Annotated in this window: 19 protein-coding genes; 11 read left to right on the top strand and 8 right to left on the bottom strand. The window is 60.0% G+C overall.

Annotated elements, in window-relative coordinates:
- Positions 1-11 precede the first annotated feature (11 nt).
- The 6 genes from nirB to ACK9YZ_RS27760 all read right to left on the bottom strand — a co-directional run bounded on the left by nirB (position 12) and on the right by ACK9YZ_RS27760 (position 7793).
- The gene (gene nirB / locus ACK9YZ_RS27785; protein WP_416066841.1) at positions 12-2462 is read right to left on the bottom strand and encodes a nitrite reductase large subunit NirB; all 2451 of its coding nucleotides are present in this window, start codon (positions 2460-2462) and stop codon (positions 12-14) included.
- A 3-nt stretch (positions 2463-2465) separates the two neighbouring features.
- Positions 2466-3263 (bottom strand): ABC transporter ATP-binding protein, encoded by a 798-nt coding sequence (locus ACK9YZ_RS27780; protein WP_416066840.1) that lies wholly within the window; start codon positions 3261-3263, stop codon positions 2466-2468.
- A gap of 11 nt (positions 3264-3274) precedes the next feature.
- A complete protein-coding gene (gene ntrB, locus ACK9YZ_RS27775) occupies positions 3275-4165 on the bottom strand; it encodes a nitrate ABC transporter permease (protein ID WP_216760468.1) in 891 nt (296 codons plus the stop codon).
- 59 nt (positions 4166-4224) lie between these two features.
- The gene (locus ACK9YZ_RS27770; protein WP_416066839.1) at positions 4225-5523 is read right to left on the bottom strand and encodes an ABC transporter substrate-binding protein; all 1299 of its coding nucleotides are present in this window, start codon (positions 5521-5523) and stop codon (positions 4225-4227) included.
- Positions 5524-5884: 361 nt separating this feature from the next.
- Positions 5885-7162 carry a CmpA/NrtA family ABC transporter substrate-binding protein gene (locus ACK9YZ_RS27765; protein WP_416066838.1) on the bottom strand — a complete coding sequence of 426 codons (1278 nt, stop codon included), beginning with the start codon at positions 7160-7162 and terminating at the stop codon, positions 5885-5887.
- A 43-nt stretch (positions 7163-7205) separates the two neighbouring features.
- Complete coding sequence (locus ACK9YZ_RS27760; RefSeq protein ID WP_007816832.1) at positions 7206-7793, bottom strand: ANTAR domain-containing response regulator; 588 nt, start codon at positions 7791-7793, stop codon at positions 7206-7208.
- Positions 7794-8043: 250 nt separating this feature from the next.
- Here ACK9YZ_RS27760 and ACK9YZ_RS27755 point away from each other — a divergent pair, with 250 nt between their 5' ends.
- A complete protein-coding gene (locus tag ACK9YZ_RS27755) occupies positions 8044-10347 on the top strand; it encodes an FdhF/YdeP family oxidoreductase (protein WP_416068418.1) in 2304 nt (767 codons plus the stop codon).
- On the opposite strand, the gene ACK9YZ_RS27750 is transcribed toward ACK9YZ_RS27755, so the two are convergent.
- Positions 10344-11366, bottom strand: a complete 1023-nt coding sequence (locus tag ACK9YZ_RS27750) for a LacI family DNA-binding transcriptional regulator (RefSeq protein WP_416068417.1) — start codon at positions 11364-11366, stop codon at positions 10344-10346. The two genes, ACK9YZ_RS27755 and ACK9YZ_RS27750, sit on opposite strands and share 4 nt — an antisense overlap.
- Positions 11367-11601: 235 nt before the next feature.
- Between ACK9YZ_RS27750 and ACK9YZ_RS27745 the strand changes: the two genes are divergently transcribed.
- The 4 genes from ACK9YZ_RS27745 (at position 11602) to ACK9YZ_RS27730 (ending at position 16330) form a co-directional block, all read left to right on the top strand.
- On the top strand, positions 11602-12741 hold the full coding sequence (locus ACK9YZ_RS27745) for a sugar ABC transporter substrate-binding protein (RefSeq protein WP_416068416.1): 1140 nt from the start codon (positions 11602-11604) through the stop codon (positions 12739-12741).
- Positions 12742-12819: 78 nt separating this feature from the next.
- Positions 12820-14358 carry a sugar ABC transporter ATP-binding protein gene (locus ACK9YZ_RS27740; RefSeq protein ID WP_416068415.1) on the top strand — a complete coding sequence of 513 codons (1539 nt, stop codon included), beginning with the start codon at positions 12820-12822 and terminating at the stop codon, positions 14356-14358.
- Entirely contained in the window at positions 14355-15350 is a 996-nt protein-coding gene (locus tag ACK9YZ_RS27735; RefSeq protein WP_416068414.1) for an ABC transporter permease, read from the top strand. The genes ACK9YZ_RS27740 and ACK9YZ_RS27735 overlap by 4 nt, the downstream gene beginning before the upstream one ends.
- Positions 15347-16330 (top strand): ABC transporter permease, encoded by a 984-nt coding sequence (locus tag ACK9YZ_RS27730; RefSeq protein WP_416068413.1) that lies wholly within the window; start codon positions 15347-15349, stop codon positions 16328-16330. The genes ACK9YZ_RS27735 and ACK9YZ_RS27730 overlap by 4 nt, the downstream gene beginning before the upstream one ends.
- Positions 16331-16336: 6 nt before the next feature.
- Here ACK9YZ_RS27730 and ACK9YZ_RS27725 read toward each other — a convergent pair whose 3' ends face one another.
- Positions 16337-16750: a hypothetical protein gene (locus ACK9YZ_RS27725; RefSeq protein WP_416068412.1), complete on the bottom strand. Its 414-nt coding sequence runs from the start codon at positions 16748-16750 to the stop codon at positions 16337-16339.
- 136 nt (positions 16751-16886) lie between these two features.
- Here ACK9YZ_RS27725 and ACK9YZ_RS27720 point away from each other — a divergent pair, with 136 nt between their 5' ends.
- The 6 genes from ACK9YZ_RS27720 to dhaL all read left to right on the top strand — a co-directional run bounded on the left by ACK9YZ_RS27720 (position 16887) and on the right by dhaL (position 23005).
- Positions 16887-18365: a sugar ABC transporter ATP-binding protein gene (locus tag ACK9YZ_RS27720; RefSeq protein ID WP_416068411.1), complete on the top strand. Its 1479-nt coding sequence runs from the start codon at positions 16887-16889 to the stop codon at positions 18363-18365.
- Entirely contained in the window at positions 18334-19410 is a 1077-nt protein-coding gene (locus ACK9YZ_RS27715; protein WP_416068410.1) for an ABC transporter permease, read from the top strand. The genes ACK9YZ_RS27720 and ACK9YZ_RS27715 overlap by 32 nt, the downstream gene beginning before the upstream one ends.
- 96 nt (positions 19411-19506) lie before the next feature.
- On the top strand, positions 19507-20493 hold the full coding sequence (locus ACK9YZ_RS27710; protein ID WP_416068409.1) for a substrate-binding domain-containing protein: 987 nt from the start codon (positions 19507-19509) through the stop codon (positions 20491-20493).
- Between the two features lie 60 nt (positions 20494-20553).
- Positions 20554-21324, top strand: a complete 771-nt coding sequence (locus ACK9YZ_RS27705; RefSeq protein ID WP_416068408.1) for an SDR family oxidoreductase — start codon at positions 20554-20556, stop codon at positions 21322-21324.
- A 22-nt stretch (positions 21325-21346) separates the two neighbouring features.
- Positions 21347-22342 carry a dihydroxyacetone kinase subunit DhaK gene (locus ACK9YZ_RS27700; RefSeq protein WP_416068407.1) on the top strand — a complete coding sequence of 332 codons (996 nt, stop codon included), beginning with the start codon at positions 21347-21349 and terminating at the stop codon, positions 22340-22342.
- A 15-nt stretch (positions 22343-22357) separates the two neighbouring features.
- A complete protein-coding gene (gene dhaL, locus ACK9YZ_RS27695; RefSeq protein ID WP_416068406.1) occupies positions 22358-23005 on the top strand; it encodes a dihydroxyacetone kinase subunit DhaL in 648 nt (215 codons plus the stop codon).
- Positions 23006-23040: the final 35 nt, after the last annotated feature.

The following is a 23040-nucleotide window of genomic DNA, read 5'->3' as shown; positions in this document are numbered from 1 at the left end:
GATGGTTCTCCTCACTCGGCTGCCTGACTGAAACCGATGGTCGCCATCGGCCGGAATTCATGCTTGTCCTTGCCGGAGACGCGCTCCGACCAGGGATCGACCTGTGCGAATTTCTGGGAAAAGACGAAGCGCTCGTAATAGGCCTTGCGCTTGTCGTGATCCTCCATGATCTGCCGACGGATCTCGTCGAGGCTGATGCGCTTGGCCCATTTGTAAATGCGTTCGAGATAGCGGGCCTGTTCGCGGTACATTTGCGTCAGCGCCACGATATGTTCGAGCGCTTCGTCTTCGGTCTTCACCAGGCCGAGCACCTCGGTGCCCTTGATGTCGAGGCCTGCAGCACCAGCGAAATGGATCTCGAAACCGGAGTCGACGCAGATGACGCCGATATCCTTGCAGGTCGCCTCGGCACAGTTTCGCGGACATCCGGAGACTGCCATCTTCAGTTTCGCCGGTGTCCAGGAGCCCCACATGAACTTCTCGATGCGGATGCCGAGGCCGGTGGAATCCTGCGTGCCGAAGCGGCACCAGTCGGAGCCGACGCAGGTCTTTACCGTGCGAAGGCCCTTGGCATAGGCTTGGCCGGAGACGAAGCCGGCTTTGCCGAGATCGGCCCAGACGGCCGGCAGGTCTTCCTTTTCGACGCCGAGCAGGTCGATGCGTTGCCCACCAGTGACCTTGACCATCGGAATGGCGAACTTGTCGACCACGTCGGCGATAGCGCGCAACTCGCCGGAATTGGTCACTCCGCCCCACATGCGCGGCACGACGGAATAGGTGCCATCCTTCTGGATATTGGCGTGGACGCGCTCGTTGATGTAGCGCGACTGGTAGTCGTCGGCATATTCGTCCGGCCAGTCGCAAACGAGGTAATAGTTCAGCGCCGGACGACATTTGGCACAGCCGCCCGATGTCTTCCATTCCAGTTCCTGCATGACGGCGGGAATGGTCTTCAGCTTCTTCGCCTTGATGAGACGGCGCACATCGTCATGGCCGAGTTCCGTGCAGGTGCACATCGGGTGCACGGCCTTCGGGTTATAGGCATCACCCAGCGTCAACGACATGAGCTGCTCGACAAGGCCGGTGCAGGAGCCACAGGAGGCAGAAGCCTTGGTATGGGCGCGCACATCATCGAGCGATGTCAGCCCCTTGGCTGTGATTGTGGACGTGATTTTGCCCTTGCAAACGCCGTTGCAGCCGCAGATTTCCGCATCATCCGGCAAGGCTGCAACGGCCGCCATAGGGTCCAGCGGGGACCCTCCCTGATAGGCTTGGCCGAAGATCAATGTGTCGCGCATCTCGGAAATGTCGACCGCCTTTTTTTTGAGGTCGTTGAACCAGGCGCCGTCTGAGGTCTCGCCGTAGAGCACCGTGCCGATAATGCGGTTGTCCTTCAGTACAAGACGCTTGTAGACGCCCGCGGTCGCATCGCGCAGCACGATCTCCTGCCGGTCATCACCGTCGGCGAAATCACCCAGAGAATAGAGCTCGATGCCGGTAACCTTGAGCTTGGTCGGCGTATCGGAATGCACGAAGCCCGGCTTGGTATCGCCCGCGAGATGGGCGGCCGCCACGCGGGCCATCTCGTAAAGCGGTGCGACAAGACCATAGACCATGCCGCCGACTTCGGCGCATTCGCCGAGGGAGTAGATGTCACCATCGGAGGTCTGCATGCCGGCATCGACGACGATGCCGCGGTTGACGGCAAGTCCGGCGTCCTTGGCGAGATTGACGTTCGGTCGAATGCCGACCGCCATGACGACAAGCGTGGCCGGAATGATCGTGCCGTTGTCGAGCTCGACGCCTTCCACCTTGCCGTTGCCGATGATCTGCTTGGTGTTGGCCTTGCAGATGACCTTGATGCCGCGGTCCTCGACCGCCTTCTGTAAGAGGTAGCCTGCGGCGGGATCGAGCTGGCGCTCCATCAGCGTTGGCATGACGTGCAGCACGGTGACATCCATGCCGCGTTGTGCAAGGCCGGCAGCCGCTTCCAACCCGAGCAGGCCGCCGCCGATGACGATGGCCTTTTGCCGCGACTGGGCGGCGAGCAGCATAGCCTGCACGTCGTCGAGATCGCGATAAGTGATGACGCCGGGCAGATCCTTGCCGGGAACGGGAATGATGAACGGAACGGAGCCCGTGGCAATGACGAGCTTGTCGTAGCTCTCGGTTACACCGTGATCCGACGTGACCGTCTTCCTGTCGCGGTCTATCGAAACGATCCTGTGGCCCTTGTAGAGGGTGATGCCATGGTCGATGTACCAGCCGTCGCCGTGAATGACGATCTGCTCGTAGGTCTTTTCGCCCGAGAGGACCGGCGAGAGCATGATGCGATCGTAATTGACGCGCGGCTCGGCGTTGAAGATCGTGACCTGATAGCGGCCCGGCGCCTGTTCGAAGAGGTGTTCCAGCATGCGCCCAGGCGCCATGCCGTTGCCGATGATAACGAGTTTTTCGGTCATGGTTTACTCCGCGGCTTCGACGAAGCGGTGACGTTCGTAGAGGAACTTCAGCACGGCTTCGCGGCATTTGAGGTAGGTTCGGTCGGAGGCGAGTTCGATCCGGTTGCGGGGACGGGCGATCGGCACGTCGAGCACTTCGCCGATGCGGGCCGCCGGCCCATTCGTCATCATCACGATGCGGTCGGAGAGCAGCACGGCCTCGTCGACGTCGTGGGTGATCATGACCATAGTGTTGCCGAGCCGGGCGTGGATCTCCATCACGGCCTCCTGCAGATGCGCACGGGTCAGGGCATCGAGCGCGCCGAAGGGCTCGTCGAGCAGCAGGATCTTCGGCTCCATCGAGAGGGCGCGGGCGATGCCGACGCGCTGCTTCATGCCGCCTGATATTTCGGAGGGGCGTCTGTCTTTCGCGTGAGCCATCTGCACAAGGTCGAGATTGGCCATGACCCAGTCGTGGCGCTCGGCCTTGCTCTTCTTATTGCTGAAGACCTTCGAGACGGCGAGATTGACGTTTTCATAGACCGTCAGCCAGGGCAGCAGCGAATGGTTCTGGAAGACGACGGCACGTTCGGGGCCAGGCTCGTTGACCTCGCGGTTTTCGAGCAGCACGGCTCCCTTCGAGACAGGCGTCAGGCCGGCGATCAGGTTGAGGAGCGTGGACTTGCCGCAGCCGGAATGGCCGATGATCGAGACGAATTCGCCCTTGTCGATGACGAGGTTGATGTCCTTCAGGACCTCTGTACGGGCGCCGGCCCGGTCGAAATGCTTGTCGATATGGTCGAGCTTCAGATAGGCGTTCATGGTCGATCCCCTCAATTGGCCGAGGCGCCGCGCGTGACGAGTTTGCCGATGGCCGCCACGAGCTTGTCGAGGGCGAAGCCGACGACGCCGATATAGGCCAGGGCCACGATGATGTCGGGCAGGCGGGAGGAGTTCCACGCATCCCAGATGAAGAAGCCGATGCCGACACCGCCGGTCAGCATCTCGGCCGCGACGATCGCCAGCCATGACAGGCCGACGCCGATGCGCAGGCCAGTGAAGATGTAGGGGGCTGCCGAGGGCAGCATGATCTTGAAAAAGAACTCGAACTGGTTGAGTCGCAGCACCTCGGCGACGTTGCGATAATCCTGCGGGATGTTGCGCACGCCGACGGCGGTATTGATGATGACCGGCCAGATCGAGGTGATGAAGATCACGAAGATCGCCGAAGGATTGCTGTCCTGGAAGGCCGCGAGCGACAGCGGCAGCCAGGCAAGCGGCGGCACTGTGCGCAGCACCTGGAAGATCGGATCGAGGCCGCGCATCGCCCAGACCGACTGGCCGATAACGGCGCCGATGACGATGCCGGCTATGGCTGCAAGACCGAAGCCATAGGCAACCCGCTGCAGCGAAACCAGCACGCGCCAGCCAAGACCGATATCCTGCGAGCCGTAGTTGAAGAAGGGATAGGCGATGAGATCATAGCTTTCCTGCCAGACCTGGTGCGGCGATGGCAGCGAAGCGTTCGGCGAAGAGCAGAGGATCTGCCAGAGGCCGAGAATGATCGCGAGAACGATCAGCGGCGGCACGATATTGCGGGCGGCGGCCACCGAAAGAAGCTGCAGATCGATCTTGCGCGCCGGCTTCTTTGCGAGATGGACGACATTGGCCGTTTTCGGCGCTACAGCCGCCTTGATGGTTTCATTCTTTGCAAGCGCTGACATGCGTTCGCTCCTTGATGGAATAAAAGGCCGGCGCGCGCCCCACGCGCCGGAGGCGGGGATTACGAAGCAGCCTTGATGGAAAGGCTGTCGAGATAGGCAGACGGGTTCTCCGGATCGAAGACCTTGCCGTCGAAGAAGGTCTCCTTGCCGCGCGACGTCGAGGCCGGAATGTCGGTCGTCGCAATGCCGAGGTCCTTTGCGGCCTCGCGCCAGATGTCCTCACGGTTGACCTTGTCGACCAGCGCCTTGATGTCCGTATCGGGCGCGAGTTTGCCCCAGCGGATATTCTCCGCAATGAACCAGGTATCGTGGCTCTTGAAGGGGTAGGAGACGCCGCCAGCCCAGAATTTCATGTAGAGATCGGTTCCATGGGTAACCCGGCCATTGCCATAGTTGATGTCGCCCTTCAGGCGGCCAAGCACATCCTTCGGCGGCACATTGAACCATTGCCGCTTGCCGAGGATGGTCGCCATTTCCTCCTTATTGTCCATGCTATCGCACCATTGCTGGGCTTCCATGATGGCCATCAGCAGGGCCTTGGCGGCATTCGGGTTCTTTTCCACCCAGTCGGCGCGCATGCCGAGGGCCTTTTCCGGATGGCCTTTCCACAATTCGCCGGTCGTTGCCGCTGTGAAGCCGATGCCCTGGTTGACGAGCTGCTCATTCCAGGGTTCGCCGACACAGAAGACGTCCATGTTGCCGACCTTCATGTTCGCCACCATCTGCGGGGGCGGCACGACGACGGTCGATACGTCCTTGTCCGGATCGATGCCGCCGGCGGCGAGCCAGTAGCGGATCCAGAGATCATGGGTACCACCGGGGAAGGTCATGGCGGCCTTCACCTCCTTGCCTTCGGCCTTCTTCTTTTCGAAGGCGGCCTTCAGCTTGGAGGAGTCGAGCTGGACGCCGGTATCGGCATATTCCTTGGCGACCGAGATGCCCTGGCTGTCGTAGTTCAGACGTGCCAGCAATGCCATCGGCACCGGCTGGTTGTTCTGGGTCACTTTGCCGGTGTGCATGAGATAGGGCAGCGGCGAGAGGATATGGGCGCCATCGATGCCGTTGGCCGCGCCGCCGAGAACCAGATTGTCACGCGTTGCCCCCCAGGATGCCTGCTTCGCCACATCGACTTCAGGAAGGCCGTGTTTTTCGAACAGACCCTTTTCTTTGGCGACGATAAGTGGCGCTGCATCTGTCAGGGCGATGAAACCAAGCTTGACGCCGGTCACTTCAGGTGCGGCTGAAGCGGCGAAGGCGCCCGAAGGAAATGCCGTCCGAACAGCGCTCACGAGGGCTGCTGCTGCGGTGGTCTTCAGCATGCTGCGACGGCTGATCGCGGTCGTGAAAATCTTGGTCATGCGCGGGCTCCTCTGGGTGGCTGCCGGAATTTTCGAAATAAAAAAACGCCGCTCGGAGATTGCGTCCTCGGGGAAGGGAGAAGTCCCGGGCAGCAAAAACCTTGCGACGTCGATGTCTTTTGTGAGCGCCTATTACGCGCCCATCCTGCATCCGATCGCCATTGACCGGTACGAGTTTAACCTTGCAAGCAGTGTGCCAGTTTGTAGGTATTTCTGCAGGCTGTTGAAATTAAAGGAGATTGCTTCGGGTAAAAGCTACCGCTGCTTTTTGAAGCACGAAATCACTCTGCAAAACTTTTGTGCGATTGCTCAGTCGCAGATCGAAAATGCTGCAAGTGATTTATGCAATGCAGTAACCCCTTCAGGTCTCATAAGAGTGCGGGATCAAGGACAGGTCGCTCTTCACTTCAAAGCCCGCAATATAATCCGGCAGTTTCGATGGATCGAAAACGTGACCGTCCATGAAGCGGTCGTTTTCGTCGGCGCCTTCGATGCGTACGTCGGCATCGATGGGCGCGCTGCCCTCGCCAAGGGCTGCACGATAAAGGTCCGGGCGATAGGCGGAAGCGGCTGCGCGTGCGGGGTTTAGTCCAAGTTCGGCCTGTCCCCAGCGGATCATCTGACTGTAGATCCAGAGCGCTTGGCTCGTGCGAGGATAGTTGGCAAAACCTGAATGGAACATGAAGTAATTATCGATGATGCGGCGGTTGCCCTTTGCATCAAGGCTGAACTCGCCGGCCAGCACGTGACGGATGATGTGAACCGGCGCTGCGATATAGCGGGCATCCGCGAGGGCCTCGGCAAGCGCATCGTGGTTTTCTGGCCGGTCGCACCAGCGAGCCGCTGCGTCGAGAGCGACAATCAGCCGGGAGACTGTTTCCGGATGGCTGTCCGCCCATTCCGGGCGCATGCCGATCACCTTTTCCGGTGCAGATGGCCAGATATCCTGTTTGGCAGCGACGATACGCCCGGCACCGCGCTCTGACGCTACCATGTTCCATGGTGCGCCGACGCAGAAACCGTCGATCGCGCCGGCAGCCAGTGCATCCGGGGTCAGCGGGGGCGGCACGACGACGAGTTTGACGTCCTTGTCCGGATCGATGCCGCCGGCGGCAAGCCAGTAACGGAATTCGTAATTATGCGAGGAAAAGGGATAGGTGACGCCGAAAGTCGGCAGTGGCTCGCAGCTTGCCTTCATTTCCGCCAGCACCGTTGAGAGCGCCTTGGCGTTTTCCAGCGCACTGGCAGTTTCAGAAAGCCCGGTCGCATTCCGCATCCTGTCGAACAGGCGGATCGAAAGCGTGATCGCATTGCCGCCGCGCCCGAGAGAGAAGGGCGTAATCGTCGGGGATGGGTTGGAGCCGAGGCCGAGCATGGAGGCAACGGGCATTGGCGAGAGCATGTGAGCAATATCGAACTGCCGGAAGGCAAGGCGATCGCGGACATTGGCCCAGGAGACATCCTTGACGAGATCGAGCTTCAGGCCTTCCTTCCGGGCGAAACCGAATTCGGAGGCAGCGATCAGTACGGAGGCATCGACAAGCGGGATGAACCCGGCTCTCAATGTTCTGTCGCCCTCGCCATTGAGCCGTGCGGGGGCGGGCAGGCTGGCGCCGGGACCGAGATTTGTCGTCATCATATTCACTCCGGCTTCCTCCGGACATCAGCACACGGAGCCGCCATCACATCAAAAGCCCCGCCGCGGTGACGACGCTCTGGGCGATGTCGGACATTTTCTTCTTCTCGTTCATGGCTGTCTGGCGAAGCAGTGCAAATGCTTCCTCCTCAGACAGGCCGCGCATCTTCATCAAAATGCCCTTTGCGCGTTCCACCACCTTGCGCTCTTCGAGAGCCGATTTGGCATCGGCAAGTTCGCGCTGCAGCCGGCTGAAGGCATTAAAGCGGCTGACTGCCATATCAAGAATGGGTTTGACGCGCTCTTTCTTCAACCCGTCGACGATGTAGGCCGAAACGCCGGCATCCACTGCGGCTTCGATCGAGGCCGTGTCGGAGCGGTCGACGAACATGGCGATCGGCCGGCCAACCGTGCGGGTGAGCTGGAACAGATGCTCCATCATGTCGCGATTGGGGTTTTCGATATCGATGATGATCACGTCGGGCCTTAACGTATCGATGATGCGCGCCACGCCCTGAACCTCGTGAATGACAGTCACCCGCGCATGGCCAGCCTCCCGCAGCCCCTCTTCAATGATGGAGGCGCGAATGGTATTTTCATCGATCACTAGAATGGTCAGATCGAGCCGGCTCATTGAGCATTTATGACGCAGCGCAGCAAGGCGCACAAGCCAAAAAGGCAAAATTTTAGGCATAAATACACAATGACCAAAAATTGATCATTTTGCTGTATATCTGTGCAATATCCGATCTGCGTATGGGTCTTTGAGAAGAGGCCGCAACATCCATGCCTTTGGGGGCCACTGCGCTACCTATGCCTCAGTATAATGCACGGCCCGATCTATCGCTGTTATCGTCGGGCGACCTTGAAGACGGAGAACGAAGATGAGCGACGAACGTCCTGATGGTGTTGAGGAATACGGGCGTCCCGCAGGGGGATGGGACGCGCTGAAGGCGGTGGCGGAGACGCTGAAGCATCAGCAGATCGTCGCGCAGGGCAGCGCCACCCTGCTCAAGGCAAACCAGCCGGAAGGTTTTGATTGCCCGGGCTGCGCCTGGCCCGATCCCAAGCACACATCCTCTTTCGAGTTCTGTGAAAACGGTGCAAAGGCGATCACCTGGGAATCGACCGCTCGTCGCGTCCCGCCTGAATTCTTTGCCGAGCATACCGTCTCCGAACTTTGGGAATGGATCGATCACAAGCTCGAGGATCAGGGTCGTCTGACGCATCCGCTGAAATACAACGGCGTCATCGACAAATATGAGGCTATCGACTGGGACGACGCTTTCAGCCTGATTGGCGCTGAGCTCAACAAGCTCGCAAGCCCGGATGAGGCCGAATTTTACACATCCGGCCGTGCTTCAAACGAGGCGGCTTTTCTTTATCAGCTTTTCGTGCGTGCCTATGGCACAAACAATTTCCCCGACTGTTCGAACATGTGCCACGAAGCGACCAGCGTCGGCCTGCCGTTGTCTCTCGGCGTTGGCAAGGGCACGGTGACGCTTGAGGATTTCGATCATGCCGATGCCATTTTCAGCTTCGGCCACAATCCCGGGACCAACCATCCGCGCATGATGACGACATTGCATGAGGCGTCCCGGCGCGGCGTTCCGATCATCGTCTTCAATCCGCTGAAGGAGCGGGCGCTGGAGCGTTTTGCCGCGCCGCAGAACCCGGTAGAGATGGTGACCTTCTCCTCGACGCGCATCGCATCAGCCTATCACCAGCTCCGCACCGGGGGCGATCTTGCCGCCCTCAAGGGCCTCATGAAGCTGATCTTCGAACGTGACGAGGCTGATATCGCTGCTGGCGGCGAGGGCGTTATCGACCGGGCCTTCATTGCCGAACATACCGCCGGTATCGAGGATCTGAAGGCTGATCTCGCCAATACCAGCTGGAGCGATATTCTCAGCGTCTCCGGCCTGACAATGGAAGCGCTGGCGAGCGCCGTCGATGTCTACCTCAACGCCCGAAACGTCATCCTCTGCTACGGCATGGGCATTACCCAGCATGCCAATGGTACGGCCAATGTCCAGCAGCTTGCCAATTTTCTGATGCTGCGCGGCAATATTGGCCGCCCTGGCGCTGGTCTCTGCCCTCTGCGGGGTCACTCCAACGTGCAGGGCGACAGAACCGTCGGCATCACCGAAATTCCGAACAAGATGCTGATCGACGGCATGGAACGTGCCTTTGGCTTCCGACCTTCCGACAGAAAAGGCCACAATGCAATCGAATCCATCGAAGCGATCGCTGCCGGTCGGTCCAAGGCCTTGATCTGCCTCGGTGGTAATCTGGCCGTTGCCATGTCCGATCCGGATGTCACCTTCGAAGCAATGCGTAAGCTCGATCTTGCCGTCCATATTGCAACCAAGCTCAATCGCTCACATCTGCTGACGGCAAAGACCTCGATCATTCTTCCCTGCCTCGGAAGAACCGACCTCGACACCCAGGCATCAGGCCCGCAGGCGGTGACGGTGGAAGATTCCATGTCGATGGTGCATGCATCGCGCGGTTTCCTGAAGCCGCCGAGCGAATTGCTCAAGTCCGAGCCTGCCATCATCGCAGGTATTGCGATGGCGACGCTGGGTACAAAATATGGCATCGACTGGACCGGGCTGATCGCCAATTACGACCGCATCCGCGACAAGATCGAAGTGGTCTTCCCCGATTTTCGCGAATTCAACAGCCGTGTTCGCGTTCGCGGCGGTTTCCGGCTCGATGTTCCGGCTTCTTACCGCGTCTGGAAGACGGCGAGCGGAAAGGCAAACTTCCTCGTCGCCCCCGGTCTCGATGAAGATCCCCGCCTGAAGGACCCTATGACGCTCGTGCTGACGACGCTGCGAAGCCACGATCAGTATAACACGACCGTTTATGGCCTCGACGACCGCTACCGCGGCATCTTCGGCCGCCGTGACGTCATCTTCATGAACAGTCAGGATCTTGCTGAACGAGGCCTGCGTGATGGAGACCGGATCGATATCCGTTCAGCCACCGGCAACGGCGGCGGGAAAACCGTCATCGGTTTCACGGCTGTCGAGTATAGTATCCCCGTCGGTTCGGTGGCGGGCTATTATCCGGAAATGAATGCGGTGATCGCGCTCGGTCACTACGATCGCAAGTCAGGCACACCCAGCTACAAAGGCGTTCCCGTCACGATCGCTAAGAGCGAGGTTCAGGCTGCGGCTTAGCCAGAAGCCGCGACGGTCACGCCCGTACTTTCGCGGGCGATGACCTCGAAGCCAAGATCGATCTGGTTCGGTGGCTGGCGGCTCGTCGAATTGAGGGCGGCCAGCACCTTTTCGGCGGCAAGCCTGCCCGTCTCGAAACGTCTCGTCATGATCGATGAGAGGGACGGTGACGCACAGGCGGAAAATTCCAGATCATGAAAACCGATGATGGCGATATCGTCAGGCACGCGGATGCCGCGCTTGCGGCATTCCTGCATGGCGCCGAGCGCCACGTTGTCGTCGGTGCAGAAGATCGCCTCGGGGCGGTCGCCGCGTTCATGCATCAGGGCTAGGAGATCGGAGCCGAGCGCAACCGAGCTGTGCCGCGGCCGCTGGGTGACGATCTCAAGGTTCTCCAGGCCTGCTTCCTGCATCGCCAGGCGATAGCCGTCGAAGCGGGACTGGGAACGATGGTCGAGGTTGCCCGCCAGGAAGGCGATACGATGGAAGCCGCGGTCGATGAGATGCTGCGTCGCCGCCTGCCCGGCGCGGTCTTGCAGCATGCCGATATTGAGGTCGATCGGATCTGGCGACAACTCGAATGTCTCGACAACTGGCAAGTGTGCCCGCGTCAGAAGATGATGGGAAAGCGGCGTATGATGGATGCCGGCGATGATGATTGCTTCGACGCGTTGGCCGAGCAACACTTTGATGGCGTTTTCCTCTTCCAGCTCGGAATACCGGCTGTTGACGACGACGACCTGAAAGCCCGCCCCGACAAGCACATCGTGCAGTGCGAAGAGATATTCGGCAAAGATGACATTGTAGAGGGTCGGGACGATGACGCCGATCGCATGCGTACGCGAAGAGGCGAGGCGGCTGGCCGCGATGTTCGGCACATAGCCGAGTTCCTGGACGGCAGCATTGACGCGCTGCCGCAGCGCCTCCGAGACCGCATCAGGCTTGCGAAGTACGCGTGAAACTGTGATTGGGCTGACGCCGGCCAGATTTGCCACGTCATCCAAGGTTATTCTTCGCATCGCTGTCTCACTCCATGCAGCAAAGTCGTGCCGATCCGTAATTTATCTCGCAATTGCGAAATATTTCCTCTCGGTCTTTGTAGTTGACAGCGCTAGCAAATCCGATTTGACAGCGCTGTCAACTATGTTAGGCTTAAATTGTACCGGAAAAGGATGGGATGGAGCCTTCCGGGATCAGCATGCCAATCAGAATTTATGGAGGGGCGGCCTGGTCCGCCTGAGGAGGAGACATTCAATGCTCAAGGTGAAGAAAGCGAAGATGGCCCGTATCGCCGCGTTTTCCGCGTCGGCGTTTGCTCTGCTCTGTAGCACAGCCATGGCGGAACCGAAGGTGGTATCCGGCCCCGCCGCCGATCCGAACTGCATGGTTCCGTGGTCGGCCGAAACCCAGTTCCTGCAATATCCGAAGAAGGATGGTCCTTACCGCATCGCGCTTGCCAATGGCTATATTGCCAATACCTGGCGCATCCAGATGGTGCAGACGGCAAAAGCCTATGCCGCCCAGCCAGATGTCGCCGCCAAGCTGAAAGAATTCAAGGTCGTGTCGACCGGCGAGGACGTTCCGGCTCAGATTTCGGCGATCAACAATTTCATCGATGCCGGCTATGATGCCATAGTCGTCAACGCTCAGAACCCGACAGCCTTCGGACCGGTCATCAAGCGCGCCAAGGAAGCCGGCGTCGTTCTCGTCGCCTTCGACAATATCCTCGACACCAAGGATGCGATCAACGTCAATGTCGACCAGAAAGGCCTTGGCGTCATCTGGGCCAACTGGCTGGTGAAGCACCTGCCGCAGGGCGGCAAGATCCTGGAAGTGCGCGGCGTTGCCGGCACCTCCGTCGATACCGATCGCCATAACGGTATTCATGAGGCTCTGGATGCTTCCGGCAAGAAATTCACCGTCACTGAAGTCGTTGGCAAGTGGGATGATGGTGTAGCGCAGAAGGCAGCGGCCGATGCGATTGCCACCAATGGCCCGTTCGATGGCATTACCGCGCAGGGCGGTGACACCGGCGTCGTGCAGGCGATGATCGACGCGAAGCACCCCTTCGTGCCGTTCGGCGGTGAGACGGAGAACGGCTTCCGCAAATTCTGCGCCGCCCATGCGGCCGATGGCCTGAAATGCTCTTCAGCGGGTACCGGCCCGGCGCAGGTTGCGGTTGCCATCAAGACTGCGATCGCGGCTCTCGAAGGTCAGGTCGTTCCTCAGGCCGTCAAGCTGCCGACGGCACTCGTTTCCGATCCTGATTTCAAGGAAGGCGAGGACTACTATCCCAAGGAATCCGACAACTTTTTCGTCGGCAATTCCTTCCCGACCTGCGGCATCAACTTCTCCGCACAGGAAATCATGGGACAGACCAAGGAAAACCAGTAGACGCCACCATCCGGACCTGACTGCGGGCGTTCGCGCCCGCAGTCTCGACCTCGACGCGACCGAATGGAGGCTGGCTGCATGATCCTTTCCGAACCGCTTCTGCGCCTGGAAGGCATATCGAAACGTTATGGCGGCGCGATAGCGCTGAAGGAGGCCAGTATCGCGATCCGGCCGGGCGCGATCCATGCCGTGCTTGGCGAAAACGGCGCCGGCAAATCGACCCTCATCAAGATCATGGCAGGGGTGGTTGCGCCGGACGAGGGACGCATGCTGCTCGATGGGAACGAGGTTTCCTTCGCCTCGCCGGCAGCCGCCAATGCCGCCGGTATCGTCTGTGTTTTCCAGGAGCTGTCGCTCATTCCCGATCTTTCGGTGGCCGACAACATCGTCATCAGCAATCCGCCACTTCGTTTCGGCATGATCGATCGTAAAAGACAGCGCCAGATTGCAGAGGCGGCACTTGCCCGCGCCGGAGCAGCCGATATCCATCCGTCGTCGCTCGTCAAGGACCTGCCCCTTTCCCGCCGGCAGATGGTGGAGATCGCCAAGGCGCTTGCCCGCAAGCCGCGGCTGATGATCCTCGACGAGGCGACCTCGGCGCTCACTCAATCGGATGTCGAGAAGGTTTTCGGGGTGCTGAAACAGCTGCGTGCCGAGGGCATGGCGCTGATCTATATTTCCCATCGTATGCATGAGATTGCGCAACTGGCCGATGACTGCACGGTTTTCCGAAATGGCCGCAGCATCGAATCCTATCCCGCCGGTACCAAGACCGATCAGCAGGTCGTGGAGCTGATGATCGGACGCGAATATACCCATGTCTTTCCACCCAAGCCGCTGCGATCGAAGGCAGACGCGCCGGTTCTGTCCTGCCGGGACCTCTCCTGGGGAGACCGGCTTTCCGGAATCGACTTCGATGTCCGGCCTGGTGAAATCATCGGTTTCGGTGGGCTGGATGGGCAGGGGCAGCGCGAATTGCTGCTGGCGCTTTTCGGCGTGTTGCGTGACCTGAAGGGCGAAGTCGCAGTCGATGGCCGGCCGGTAAGGTTGAAGAGCCCCGGTGCGGCAAAATCCGGCGATATCTCCATGGCGTTGATCCCGGAGGACCGGAAGACCGAGGGGTTGATGCTGCCGATGACGGTGCGGGAGAACCTGTCGATCGCCGCGCTCGACCGCGTTTCGCGCAATGGCGTGATCGACCGGGCAGCAGAGCTTCGGGAGATCGACGAGCTGTTGAAGCTTCTGGCCATCAAGGCGGCAACGATCGACATGCCGGTGGCTTCGCTGTCCGGCGGCAACCAGCAGAAAGTCGTGATCGCCAAATGGCTGATGAACCGCCCACGCATCATTCTGCTCAACGACCCGACCCGCGGCATCGATGTCGGCACCAAGCAGGAGATCTACGCTTTGCTGCGCAAGCTTGCCGACGCGGGTGCGGCCATCATCTTCTATTCGACCGACTATGACGAATTGGTCGGCTGCTGCGACCGCGTGCTCGTCATGTATGATGGCAGCATCATCCGCGTCCTCGAGGGAGACGAGATCAACGAGCGCGAGCTGGTCAGCGCCGCGCTCAACATCGGCGCTGGCGAGGCGCAGCAAAGGATGGCCCAATGAGCAGACAGGCGACAGGGGAATGGCGTTATTGGTACGTTCAGCAGAAGGGCACGCTCTTTGCGGCGCTTCTTTTCATCCTGATGTTCATTCTCTATGTCTCGAACCATCCGGCCGGCTTTACGCCCAATGTGGTGCAAACGGCCGCCAACAAGGCGACGTTGCTAGCTTTCGTGGCGATGGCGCAGTGTTTCGTGGTCATTACGTCAGGCATCGATCTGTCGGTCGGCATGATCCTCGTCCTGTGCAATTGCCTCGCCTCATGGCTCGTGGTCGGCACGCCGCTGCAGACCGGGCTTGGCATAATTGCCGTGTTGCTGACGGGGCTCGCCTGCGGTCTGCTGAACGGGCTCGTCATCATCTTCGGCAGGTTGCAGCCGATCGTCACGACGATTGCGACCAGCGCGGTTTTCTACGGTCTGGCATTGTTGCTGAGGCCAACGCCCGGCGGCTCGGTGAATGAGGATCTCGCCGATGCTTTCACCTCGAAGCTTTTCGGCCTGATACCGGCAAGCCTCGTGGTGCTCGCCCTCGTCGTCCTGGTGATCTGGGTACCCTTCAGCCGATCGGTGCTCGGCCGCACCGCCTATGCCGTGGGATCGGCAGAAAATGCCGCCTACATGTCGGCCATGCCGGTGAAGCGGGCAAAGCTTGCGGCTTACGCGCTGGCCGGCCTACTATCAGCGATCGGCGGGCTTTATCTGACTTTCTTCTCCTATACGGGCGAGGCGGCTTTTGCGAGCGGCAACGCCTATACGCTCTATTCGATCGCGGCGGTGGTGCTCGGCGGCGTTTCTCTGGCGGGCGGCAAGGGAAGCGCTGTCGGCGCCGTTTTCGGCGCGCTGGCCTTTCGCACCATCGGCGACCTTCTGTTCGTCTTCGATCTCGATCCGCTCTGGCAGCCGCTCTTCCAGGGCGTGGTGCTGATGCTGGCAGTCAGCATCGGCTGCATCGGCCTGTCGCGAGTTCGCAATCGTCTGGAGTGGTTCCAATGAGCGAGGGTGCTTCCGGCATGCGGCAAATTCCCTTACCCGCCCGGCTGCGCGGTGTCGACCCGGCGGTTGCGATCGCCTTCGGCTGCATCATCCTCTTGCTTCTCGGCGGCTCGCTCTATTCCGCCAATTTTCTGTCCCCGGATTACCTGATGCAGCAGTTGAAGGTGGCCTCTTTCCTCGGCGTCATTGCAACCGGCATGATGGCGGTCATCTTGCTTGGACAGATCGACCTGTCGGTGCCCTGGGTGGTGACGACGGGGGCGATGATGGCATGCGCCGCCACCGCTTACGGGACGACAGGCGCGGTTCTCGCAATTCCCTTCGGCATTCTCTGTGGTGCTGCAATCGGCTTCGTCAACGGCATTGCAGTCGCCTATCTGCGCATCCCCTCGATGATCATCACGCTCGCCACCAATGCGGTCGCTCAAGGTCTGATGGTGGTCTATACGGGCGGCTTCTCGCCGCAGGATTCGGCTTCCGCTGCCATGCGCTTCCTGGCAACGGGCTACACCATACCGGGGCTTCCGAACGGAGTTCTGGTGTGGCTCCTCGTCGGTCTGTTCGCCGTGTTCCTTTTGACGCGCACGACCTTCGGCCGGGCGCTCTATGCGATCGGCAACCGAGAACGCGCCGCCTACATGTCCGGCATCAATACGCGCAGGATCACCCTTCTGGCCTTCATCATTTCAGGCGGCCTTAGTGCGCTCGGCGGTGTGCTTCTTGCCGGTTATGCTTCGAAAGCCTCCCAGTCCATGGGCGACGCATACCTCCTACCCTCAATTGCCGCCGTGGTGCTCGGCGGCACGCACGTTCTTGGCGGCAAGGGCTCCTATCTCGGAACCGTTGCCGGCGTCATCCTGATCACGCTGCTGCAGTCGATCCTCTCGGTCATGCAGATCGAGGAGGCTGGCCGCCAGCTGATCTATGGTGCTGTCATCATCGGTATGCTGCTGCTTTACGGGCGGCAAAAGCTCTCGTGACAAAACTCAACTTTTGGCCTTGTCCAGGCGATTGATTGCCTTGACGTCTTCAGCCAAAGGCCCGTTCGGGTAGAGGCTGGAGGCATGGTAGGTGTCGATGATCGCCTTGGTGCGTTCGGGGCCGACCGCGCGCCCATATTCGCCATCGACAGCCTTCCAGACAATCTTCTGCGACGCGTCGGCATAGAAGCCCGGCTCGCTCAGATCCGTGACCGCGATGCTTATCGTTTCGGTCGGGTGAGAGGTAATGACATCGAGCAGCGGTTGGCCGCTGCTGTCGGCCCCGATGCCATTTTCAGTGTGTGTTTCCTTTCGGCTTTTCGATTTTCTGTCGGCCCTCATTCGTGCCGCTACGTCGCCCTTGCGCCCGAAAATGCAGGCCTTTTCGGTGTCGTTTCGGCTCTCGATGTGCCCTGCCATTTACGTGATCACACATCGCTTGACATTTGTCGAATACCAATCGAATATTGTCAGCATTGACATCGGGCGGAGGTTTTCAGGTGTCGAATGGCGCGCTGTATTGTGCTCGCCAGGTGCATGCGCGGAGGAGGCGGACGTGGAATTTCTGCTGGAAGTGGAGGGGCTCAAGAAGTCCTTTGGCGGTGTCGCAGCCTTGCGTGACGGCCGTTTCCAACTTCGCGCCGGCTCGGTCCATGCGCTGTGCGGCGGCAATGGCGCCGGCAAATCGACCTTCCTGAAAATCTTGATGGGCATTCACAAGCGCGATGCCGGCTCGATCCGCCGCCGCGGCCAGGAGGTGGATTTCTCCAGCCCGGCTGACGCGCTTGCCTCCGGCATTGCCATCATCGAGCAGGAGCTGAGTCCGGTTCCACACATGACGGTCGCCGAGAACATCTATCTCGGCCGAGAACCGTCAGCTCGTTTCGGCGGCATCGATTTTCGCAGCATGAACCGGGCGGCGCAGAAGCTGCTCGACGAGCTGGAATTCGATATCCGCGCTACCCAATACATGATGAACCTTTCGGTCGCGCAGATGCAGCTGGTGGAGATCGCCAAGGCGCTCAGCCACGATGCCGAAGTCATCTTCATGGACGAGCCGACATCGGCCATCGGCGAGCGTGAAGCCCAGCAGCTCTTTGCGGCGATCCGCCGCCTCCAGGCGCAGGGACGCGGCATAGTCTACGTTTCCCATCGGCTGTCGGAGATCTTCCAGATTGCCGATTCTTACACGGTCTTTCGCGACGGCTCCTTCGTTGGTGCCGGCGCCCTGTCGGAGATCGACCGGCCGAGCCTGATCCGCATGATCGTCGGACGGGAACTCGCCGAAGAATATATCAAGACCAATAGGCCGACGTCGGATATCGGTCTTGAGGTCAGCGCACTCTCCTGCCCGAACAAGATCGAGGATATTTCCTTTGCCGCCCATAAGGGCGAGATCTTCGGCATTTACGGGCTCATGGGCTCTGGCCGCACGGAGATTTTCAACTGCCTTTTCGGACTCGACAAACCGTCCGCAGGGCGCATCTCGGTCGATGGTGCGGCGATCTCGGTTGCAAAGCCATCGGATGCGATGGCCCATGGTCTGGCGCTCGTCACTGAAGATCGCAAGCAGACAGGCCTCAATCTCTCGGATTCCGTTCGCGCCAATATCTGCATGGCGAGCCTGCCTGAACTGAGCCCGGCCTTTTCCATGGACCATGCGAAGGAAGTGGATGCCAGTAAGCGCATGCGCGAACAGTTTCAGATCAAGGCAGCGCGTGACACCATGCCGGTGTCGGGCCTTTCCGGCGGCAACCAGCAGAAGGTCGTTCTCGGCAAATGGTTCCTGCGCAACCCTAAGGTCCTGCTGCTGGATGAGCCGACACGCGGCGTCGATGTCGGCGCCAAGCGGGAAATCTATCGCATCATCTGCGACTTCGCCGAAGGCGGCGGCACCGTGGTGATGATCTCATCGGAAATCGACGAAGTTCTCGGCATGTCGGACCGCATCATGGTGATGCGTGGCGGCAAGAGCGCCGGAATATACAGCCGGGAGGAGACGAATGCCCAATCACTCGTCCACTTATCGACCTGACCGGGGTCAGGGCGTTCGTCCGGCGGCAGAGGAGCAGGCAGTGTCAGTGAGTGAGAACAAGAGTGCGGGCGGCTGGTTCAAGACCGAGCAGCGACGCCTGATCGTGCAGGAATACGGGATCTTCCTCGCCTTCCTGTTGCTGGTCGTTATCCTGTCGTTCTCGAACGAGTTCTTCCTAACCGGCGGCAATATTTCCAACGTGCTGCTGCAGACGTCGATTAACGGCGTGCTGGCGATCGGCATGACCTTCGTGATCCTGACGCGCGGCATCGACCTGTCGGTCGGCTCGGTCGTGGCGCTGGCCGGCATCGTTAGCGCCAGTTTTGCCACCACTTCGGAAACGGCCGGCGTTATCGGTTCGCCCCATCCGGTTGCCATCGGCCTGCTGGTCGGTGTCCTGGTCGGTGTCGTCTGCGGCTCGATCTCTGGCGCGATCGTCTCGCGCTTTTCTGTCCCGGCCTTTGTCGCGACACTTGGCATGCTTTCGGCTGCCCGCGGCATGACGCTGATCTATGGCGGCGGCCGTCCGGTTCCGGCGCTTACACCCGCCTTCCGCTGGATCGGAACTGGTGATGTGTTCGGCATTCCCGCGCCGGTCATCGTGCTTGCGGTCGTCTTTGCGGTCTCCTGGTGGATCCTCAACCGTACGCGGTTCGGTCGCTATATCTATGCCGTTGGCGGCAATCCGCATGCGGCCAAGACCTCGGGCATCAATACCGATCGTATCCGCTTCACCGTCTACGTCATTTCCGGCGGCCTGGCAGGGCTTGCGGGCATCCTGCTCAGCGCCCGCACCGGTTCAGGCCTGCCGCAGGCCGGCGTTGCCTATGAGCTGGACGCGATTGCCGCTGTGGTCATCGGTGGCACGAGCCTTTCTGGCGGTGTCGGCCGCGTAACAGGAACATTGATCGGCGCGCTCATCATCGGCGTCATGAACAACGGTCTCGATCTGATGGGTATCCAGTCCTACTACCAGCAGGTTCTGAAGGGCGCCCTTATCGTCGGCGCCGTGATGCTCGACCAGAAACGAAACTTCGGAGCCTGAGCTCAACTCACAGAAATTCGGGGCAGGCGCTTCGTTCGCTCCGTCCGACAGGCAAGCCATGCCGGCGGCCTAAACCCAAAGTGGAGGAAATTGACAATGAAAAAGCTTCTGATTGCGCTTGCTTCGGCAACGGCGCTGCTGGCGACGTCTGCCGCAGCCCAGGAAAAGATCAAGATCGGTGCAGCACCTTACGGCCTGAACGCGGAGTTTATGCAGATCTGGACCGCAGCCCTGCAGGATCACCCGGCCGTCAAGAGCGGTGAAGTCGAACTGACGGTTTTCGATGGCCGCTATGACGCATTGGTCCAGCAGGATCAGTTCAAGACGATGATCACGCAGAAGTACAACGCCATCATCTTTGCACCGATCGACGTCGATGCAGGTGCCTCTGCCGTTCAGTCTGCGGTCGATGCCGGCATTCCCGTCATCGGCTCCAACACCCGCGTTAATTCCGACCAGCTGACCTCCTACGTCGGTTCCGACGATACGGTGTCGGGTTATCTCGAAGCCAAGAGCGTTCTGGACAAGATCGGTTGCAAGGGCAATGTCGTCATCATCGAAGGCCCGGTCGGCCAGTCTGCGCAGATCCAGCGCCTGCAAGGTAACAAGAAGGCGCTTGCCGAGTGCCCAGATGTGAAGGTTCTCGAAGACCAGACTGCAAACTGGTCACGTGCCGAAGCCCAGACGCTGATGGAAAACTGGCTGACCTCGCACCCGAACCAGATCAATGGGATTATCGGTCAGAACGATGAAATGGCGCTTGGCGCCATCGAGGCGATCAAGGCCGCCGGCCTCGACGTCAAGAGCTTTGCCATTGCCGGCATCGACGGCGTCACCGATGCGCTGCGTGCGGCCAAGGCCGGCGAGATGACCTCGATCCTTCAGGATGCCCGCGCCCAGGCGCAGGGTGCTTTGGATCTGGCGATTTTCAACGCCAAGAAAGGCAACTACAAGCCCGAATCCGATATCTGGACCACCTATAAGGACATGCCGTGGAACGACGGCAAGGATAAGACCTATAATGTTCCGTGGACCCCGGTGACGGCTGAAAACGTCGACAAGCTGCTCTCCACGCGCAAGTAATCCTCCCTGGGGCGGGATTTAGATCCCGCCCCATATCCCAGACAGATCGAGAACAGAGCCATGACTGACTCCAAACAGGTTGACCTGAACTTTTCGCTGAGCGGCAAGGTCGCTCTGGTCACGGGCGGCGCATCCGGTATCGGCAGCGCCATTGCATCCGCCATGGCTGCCAAAGGCGCCGTCGTTGCCGTCATCGACATCAATGAATCGGTGGCGCGCGCCAAAGCCGAAGAACTCGGCAATGGTGCGAAATCCTTCGTCTGTGACGTGTCCAATCCGCACTCCGTCGAAAAAGTCGTTGCCGATCTCGAGATCGCGTTCGGCCACATCGATATTGCCGTCAACAGCGCCGGCGTCGTCATGCTCGCCCCTGCAGAAGAACTCAGCCTCGATGCATGGGACAAGACCATCGCCATCAATCTGAAGGGCACGTTCCTGGTGTCCCAGGCTGCCGGCCGCGCCATGATCAAGGCGGGCCGGGGCGGCAAGATCATCAACATGGCTTCCCAGGCTGGCACTGTCGCCATCGATCAGCATGTTGCCTATTGCGCATCGAAGTTTGGCGTGATCGGTCTTTCCAAGACGCTTGCCGCTGAATGGGGAAAGCACGGCATCAACGTCAACACGATCTCTCCCACTGTTGTCCTGACCGACCTCGGCAGAAAGGCATGGGATGGCCCGCGCGGTGAGGCGCTGAAACAGCGCATTCCGTCCGGACGCTTCGCGTTCCCCGAGGAGATTGCGGCGGCGGCGGTATTCCTCGCCTCCAACGGCGCCGATATGATTAATGGCGCGGACCTTTTGGTCGACGGTGGCTACACCATTATCTGACGCGCGGTAGATAGGAGTTATCATGCAGCGGTTTATCAACAATCCGGATGAGGTCGTCGAGGATACCGTTAAGGGCTTCGTCAAGGCCCATGGCGATATCGTCAGGCTGTCTTCGGAAAATCCCCGTGTCATCGCCGCCCTTCATGCGCCGGTCTCCGGCAAGGTCGGCGTCATTACCGGCGGTGGTTCGGGTCATGAGCCTGCCTTCATCGGCTATACCGGCCGCAACATGCTGGATGCTGTCGCTGTCGGCGAACTCTTTTCCTCGCCAACCGCAAAAAGCTTCCTGGATGCGGCCCGCGCGGCCAATGGCGGCAAGGGTGTCGTCTGCCTCTATGGCAATTACGCCGGCGACAACATGAATGTGAAGATGGCGATCAAGCTTGCGGCGAAGGAAGGCATCGAGATCGCCACGGTCGTTGCCAATGACGATGTATGTTCGGCAGGCCCCGAGGAGCGCGAAAAACGCCGCGGCGTTGCCGGCGAAATCTTCATGTGGAAGTTCGGAGCGGCGAAGGCTGCCGAGGGCGCGAGCCTCGAGGAAGTCCGTGCGACGGCACAGAAGGCGATCGACAATTGCCGATCGATCGGTGTCGGCCTCGGCCCCTGCACGCTGCCCTCTGTCGGCCATCCGAATTTCGCCATCGAACCGGGTACGATGGAGGTCGGCATCGGCCATCACGGCGAGCCCGGCGTGCGTGTCGAACCGCTGAAATCGGCCAAGGAAGTTGCCGAAGAGATGGCGAAGATCGTTCTCGACGACCATCAACTTGCCGCAGGGACGGAAGTTGCGATCATCGTCTCCGGTCTCGGCGCCACGCCGCTCAACGAGCTCTATATTCTTCATGATACGATCGAATCCGAAATCACTGGACGCGGACTGAAGATCCACAAGGTCTATATCGGCAATTATTTCACATCGTTGGAAATGGTCGGTGCAACGCTGACCGTGATGGCACTGGACGACGAGCTGAAACGGCTTCTGGATATCGACGTCCAATGCCCGGCGATGCTCTGAAGGGAGGCAGGCGGAATGCAGCAATTTCAGAATGCCGGGTCGGGCGATATCGTTCTCTCGCTGGCGGACAAGATCATCGAAAACCGCGCCTATCTCAGCGAAATCGACGGCAAGATCGGCGACGGTGACCACGGCGTCAACATGGCCAAGGGGTTCGGTATGGCTGCCGAACGCATCAAGGGGGCGGACATGTCGCTGGCGCAAGCCTTCGACACGCTCGGCACGGTCTTGATGACAGAGATCGGCGGTTCGATGGGGCCGCTCTATGGCGTGATGTTCACGCAGTTCGCCGAAACTATTGAAAAGTCTGATGTGATCGACGCCGCGACCTTCAGCACCATGCTGCACAATGGCCTCGACGGTATCAAGGCAATCGGCTCGGCAAAGGTCGGCGACAAGACACTGCTCGATACGCTCGTGCCGGCAATCACAGCATTCGATACGGCGGTCGGCAGCGGCAAATCCTTTGGCGAGGCGCTTACGGCCCTCGTTGCGGCCGCTGAAGCCGGGCGGGACAGCACGCGCGATCTCGTCGCCAAGATCGGTCGCGCCAGCCGCCTTGGCGAACGTTCGCTCGGCGTGCTCGATGCGGGCGCAACCTCTTGTGCCTTGATCCTGAAGTCGCTGGCTGATGGCGTAGAGACAAGGCTCCAGCCCGCCTGACAGACCGGGCTTTGGTGAGAGCCCGTGATCCTCCC

Source organism: Rhizobium sp. ZK1, from assembly GCF_047782645.1.
Classification (GTDB): domain Bacteria; phylum Pseudomonadota; class Alphaproteobacteria; order Rhizobiales; family Rhizobiaceae; genus Rhizobium.
Note: the sequence above shows the minus strand (reverse complement) of the source record. Positions and strands in the feature narration are given on the sequence as shown.

Coding starts and splice junctions, on each gene's coding strand:
- ACK9YZ_RS27750 (WP_416068417.1), bottom strand. CDS start 11,366: ATGCGAAGAATAACCTTGGATGACGTGGCAAATCTGGCCGGCGTCAGC.
- dhaL (WP_416068406.1), top strand. CDS start 22,358: ATGCAGCAATTTCAGAATGCCGGGTCGGGCGATATCGTTCTCTCGCTG.
- ACK9YZ_RS27705 (WP_416068408.1), top strand. CDS start 20,554: ATGACTGACTCCAAACAGGTTGACCTGAACTTTTCGCTGAGCGGCAAG.
- ACK9YZ_RS27780 (WP_416066840.1), bottom strand. CDS start 3,263: ATGAACGCCTATCTGAAGCTCGACCATATCGACAAGCATTTCGACCGG.
- ACK9YZ_RS27710 (WP_416068409.1), top strand. CDS start 19,507: ATGAAAAAGCTTCTGATTGCGCTTGCTTCGGCAACGGCGCTGCTGGCG.
- ACK9YZ_RS27760 (WP_007816832.1), bottom strand. CDS start 7,793: ATGAGCCGGCTCGATCTGACCATTCTAGTGATCGATGAAAATACCATT.
- ACK9YZ_RS27700 (WP_416068407.1), top strand. CDS start 21,347: ATGCAGCGGTTTATCAACAATCCGGATGAGGTCGTCGAGGATACCGTT.
- nirB (WP_416066841.1), bottom strand. CDS start 2,462: ATGACCGAAAAACTCGTTATCATCGGCAACGGCATGGCGCCTGGGCGC.
- ntrB (WP_216760468.1), bottom strand. CDS start 4,165: ATGTCAGCGCTTGCAAAGAATGAAACCATCAAGGCGGCTGTAGCGCCG.
- ACK9YZ_RS27735 (WP_416068414.1), top strand. CDS start 14,355: ATGAGCAGACAGGCGACAGGGGAATGGCGTTATTGGTACGTTCAGCAG.
- ACK9YZ_RS27770 (WP_416066839.1), bottom strand. CDS start 5,523: ATGACCAAGATTTTCACGACCGCGATCAGCCGTCGCAGCATGCTGAAG.
- ACK9YZ_RS27755 (WP_416068418.1), top strand. CDS start 8,044: ATGAGCGACGAACGTCCTGATGGTGTTGAGGAATACGGGCGTCCCGCA.
- ACK9YZ_RS27725 (WP_416068412.1), bottom strand. CDS start 16,750: ATGGCAGGGCACATCGAGAGCCGAAACGACACCGAAAAGGCCTGCATT.
- ACK9YZ_RS27740 (WP_416068415.1), top strand. CDS start 12,820: ATGATCCTTTCCGAACCGCTTCTGCGCCTGGAAGGCATATCGAAACGT.
- ACK9YZ_RS27730 (WP_416068413.1), top strand. CDS start 15,347: ATGAGCGAGGGTGCTTCCGGCATGCGGCAAATTCCCTTACCCGCCCGG.
- ACK9YZ_RS27745 (WP_416068416.1), top strand. CDS start 11,602: ATGCTCAAGGTGAAGAAAGCGAAGATGGCCCGTATCGCCGCGTTTTCC.
- ACK9YZ_RS27715 (WP_416068410.1), top strand. CDS start 18,334: ATGCCCAATCACTCGTCCACTTATCGACCTGACCGGGGTCAGGGCGTT.
- ACK9YZ_RS27765 (WP_416066838.1), bottom strand. CDS start 7,162: ATGATGACGACAAATCTCGGTCCCGGCGCCAGCCTGCCCGCCCCCGCA.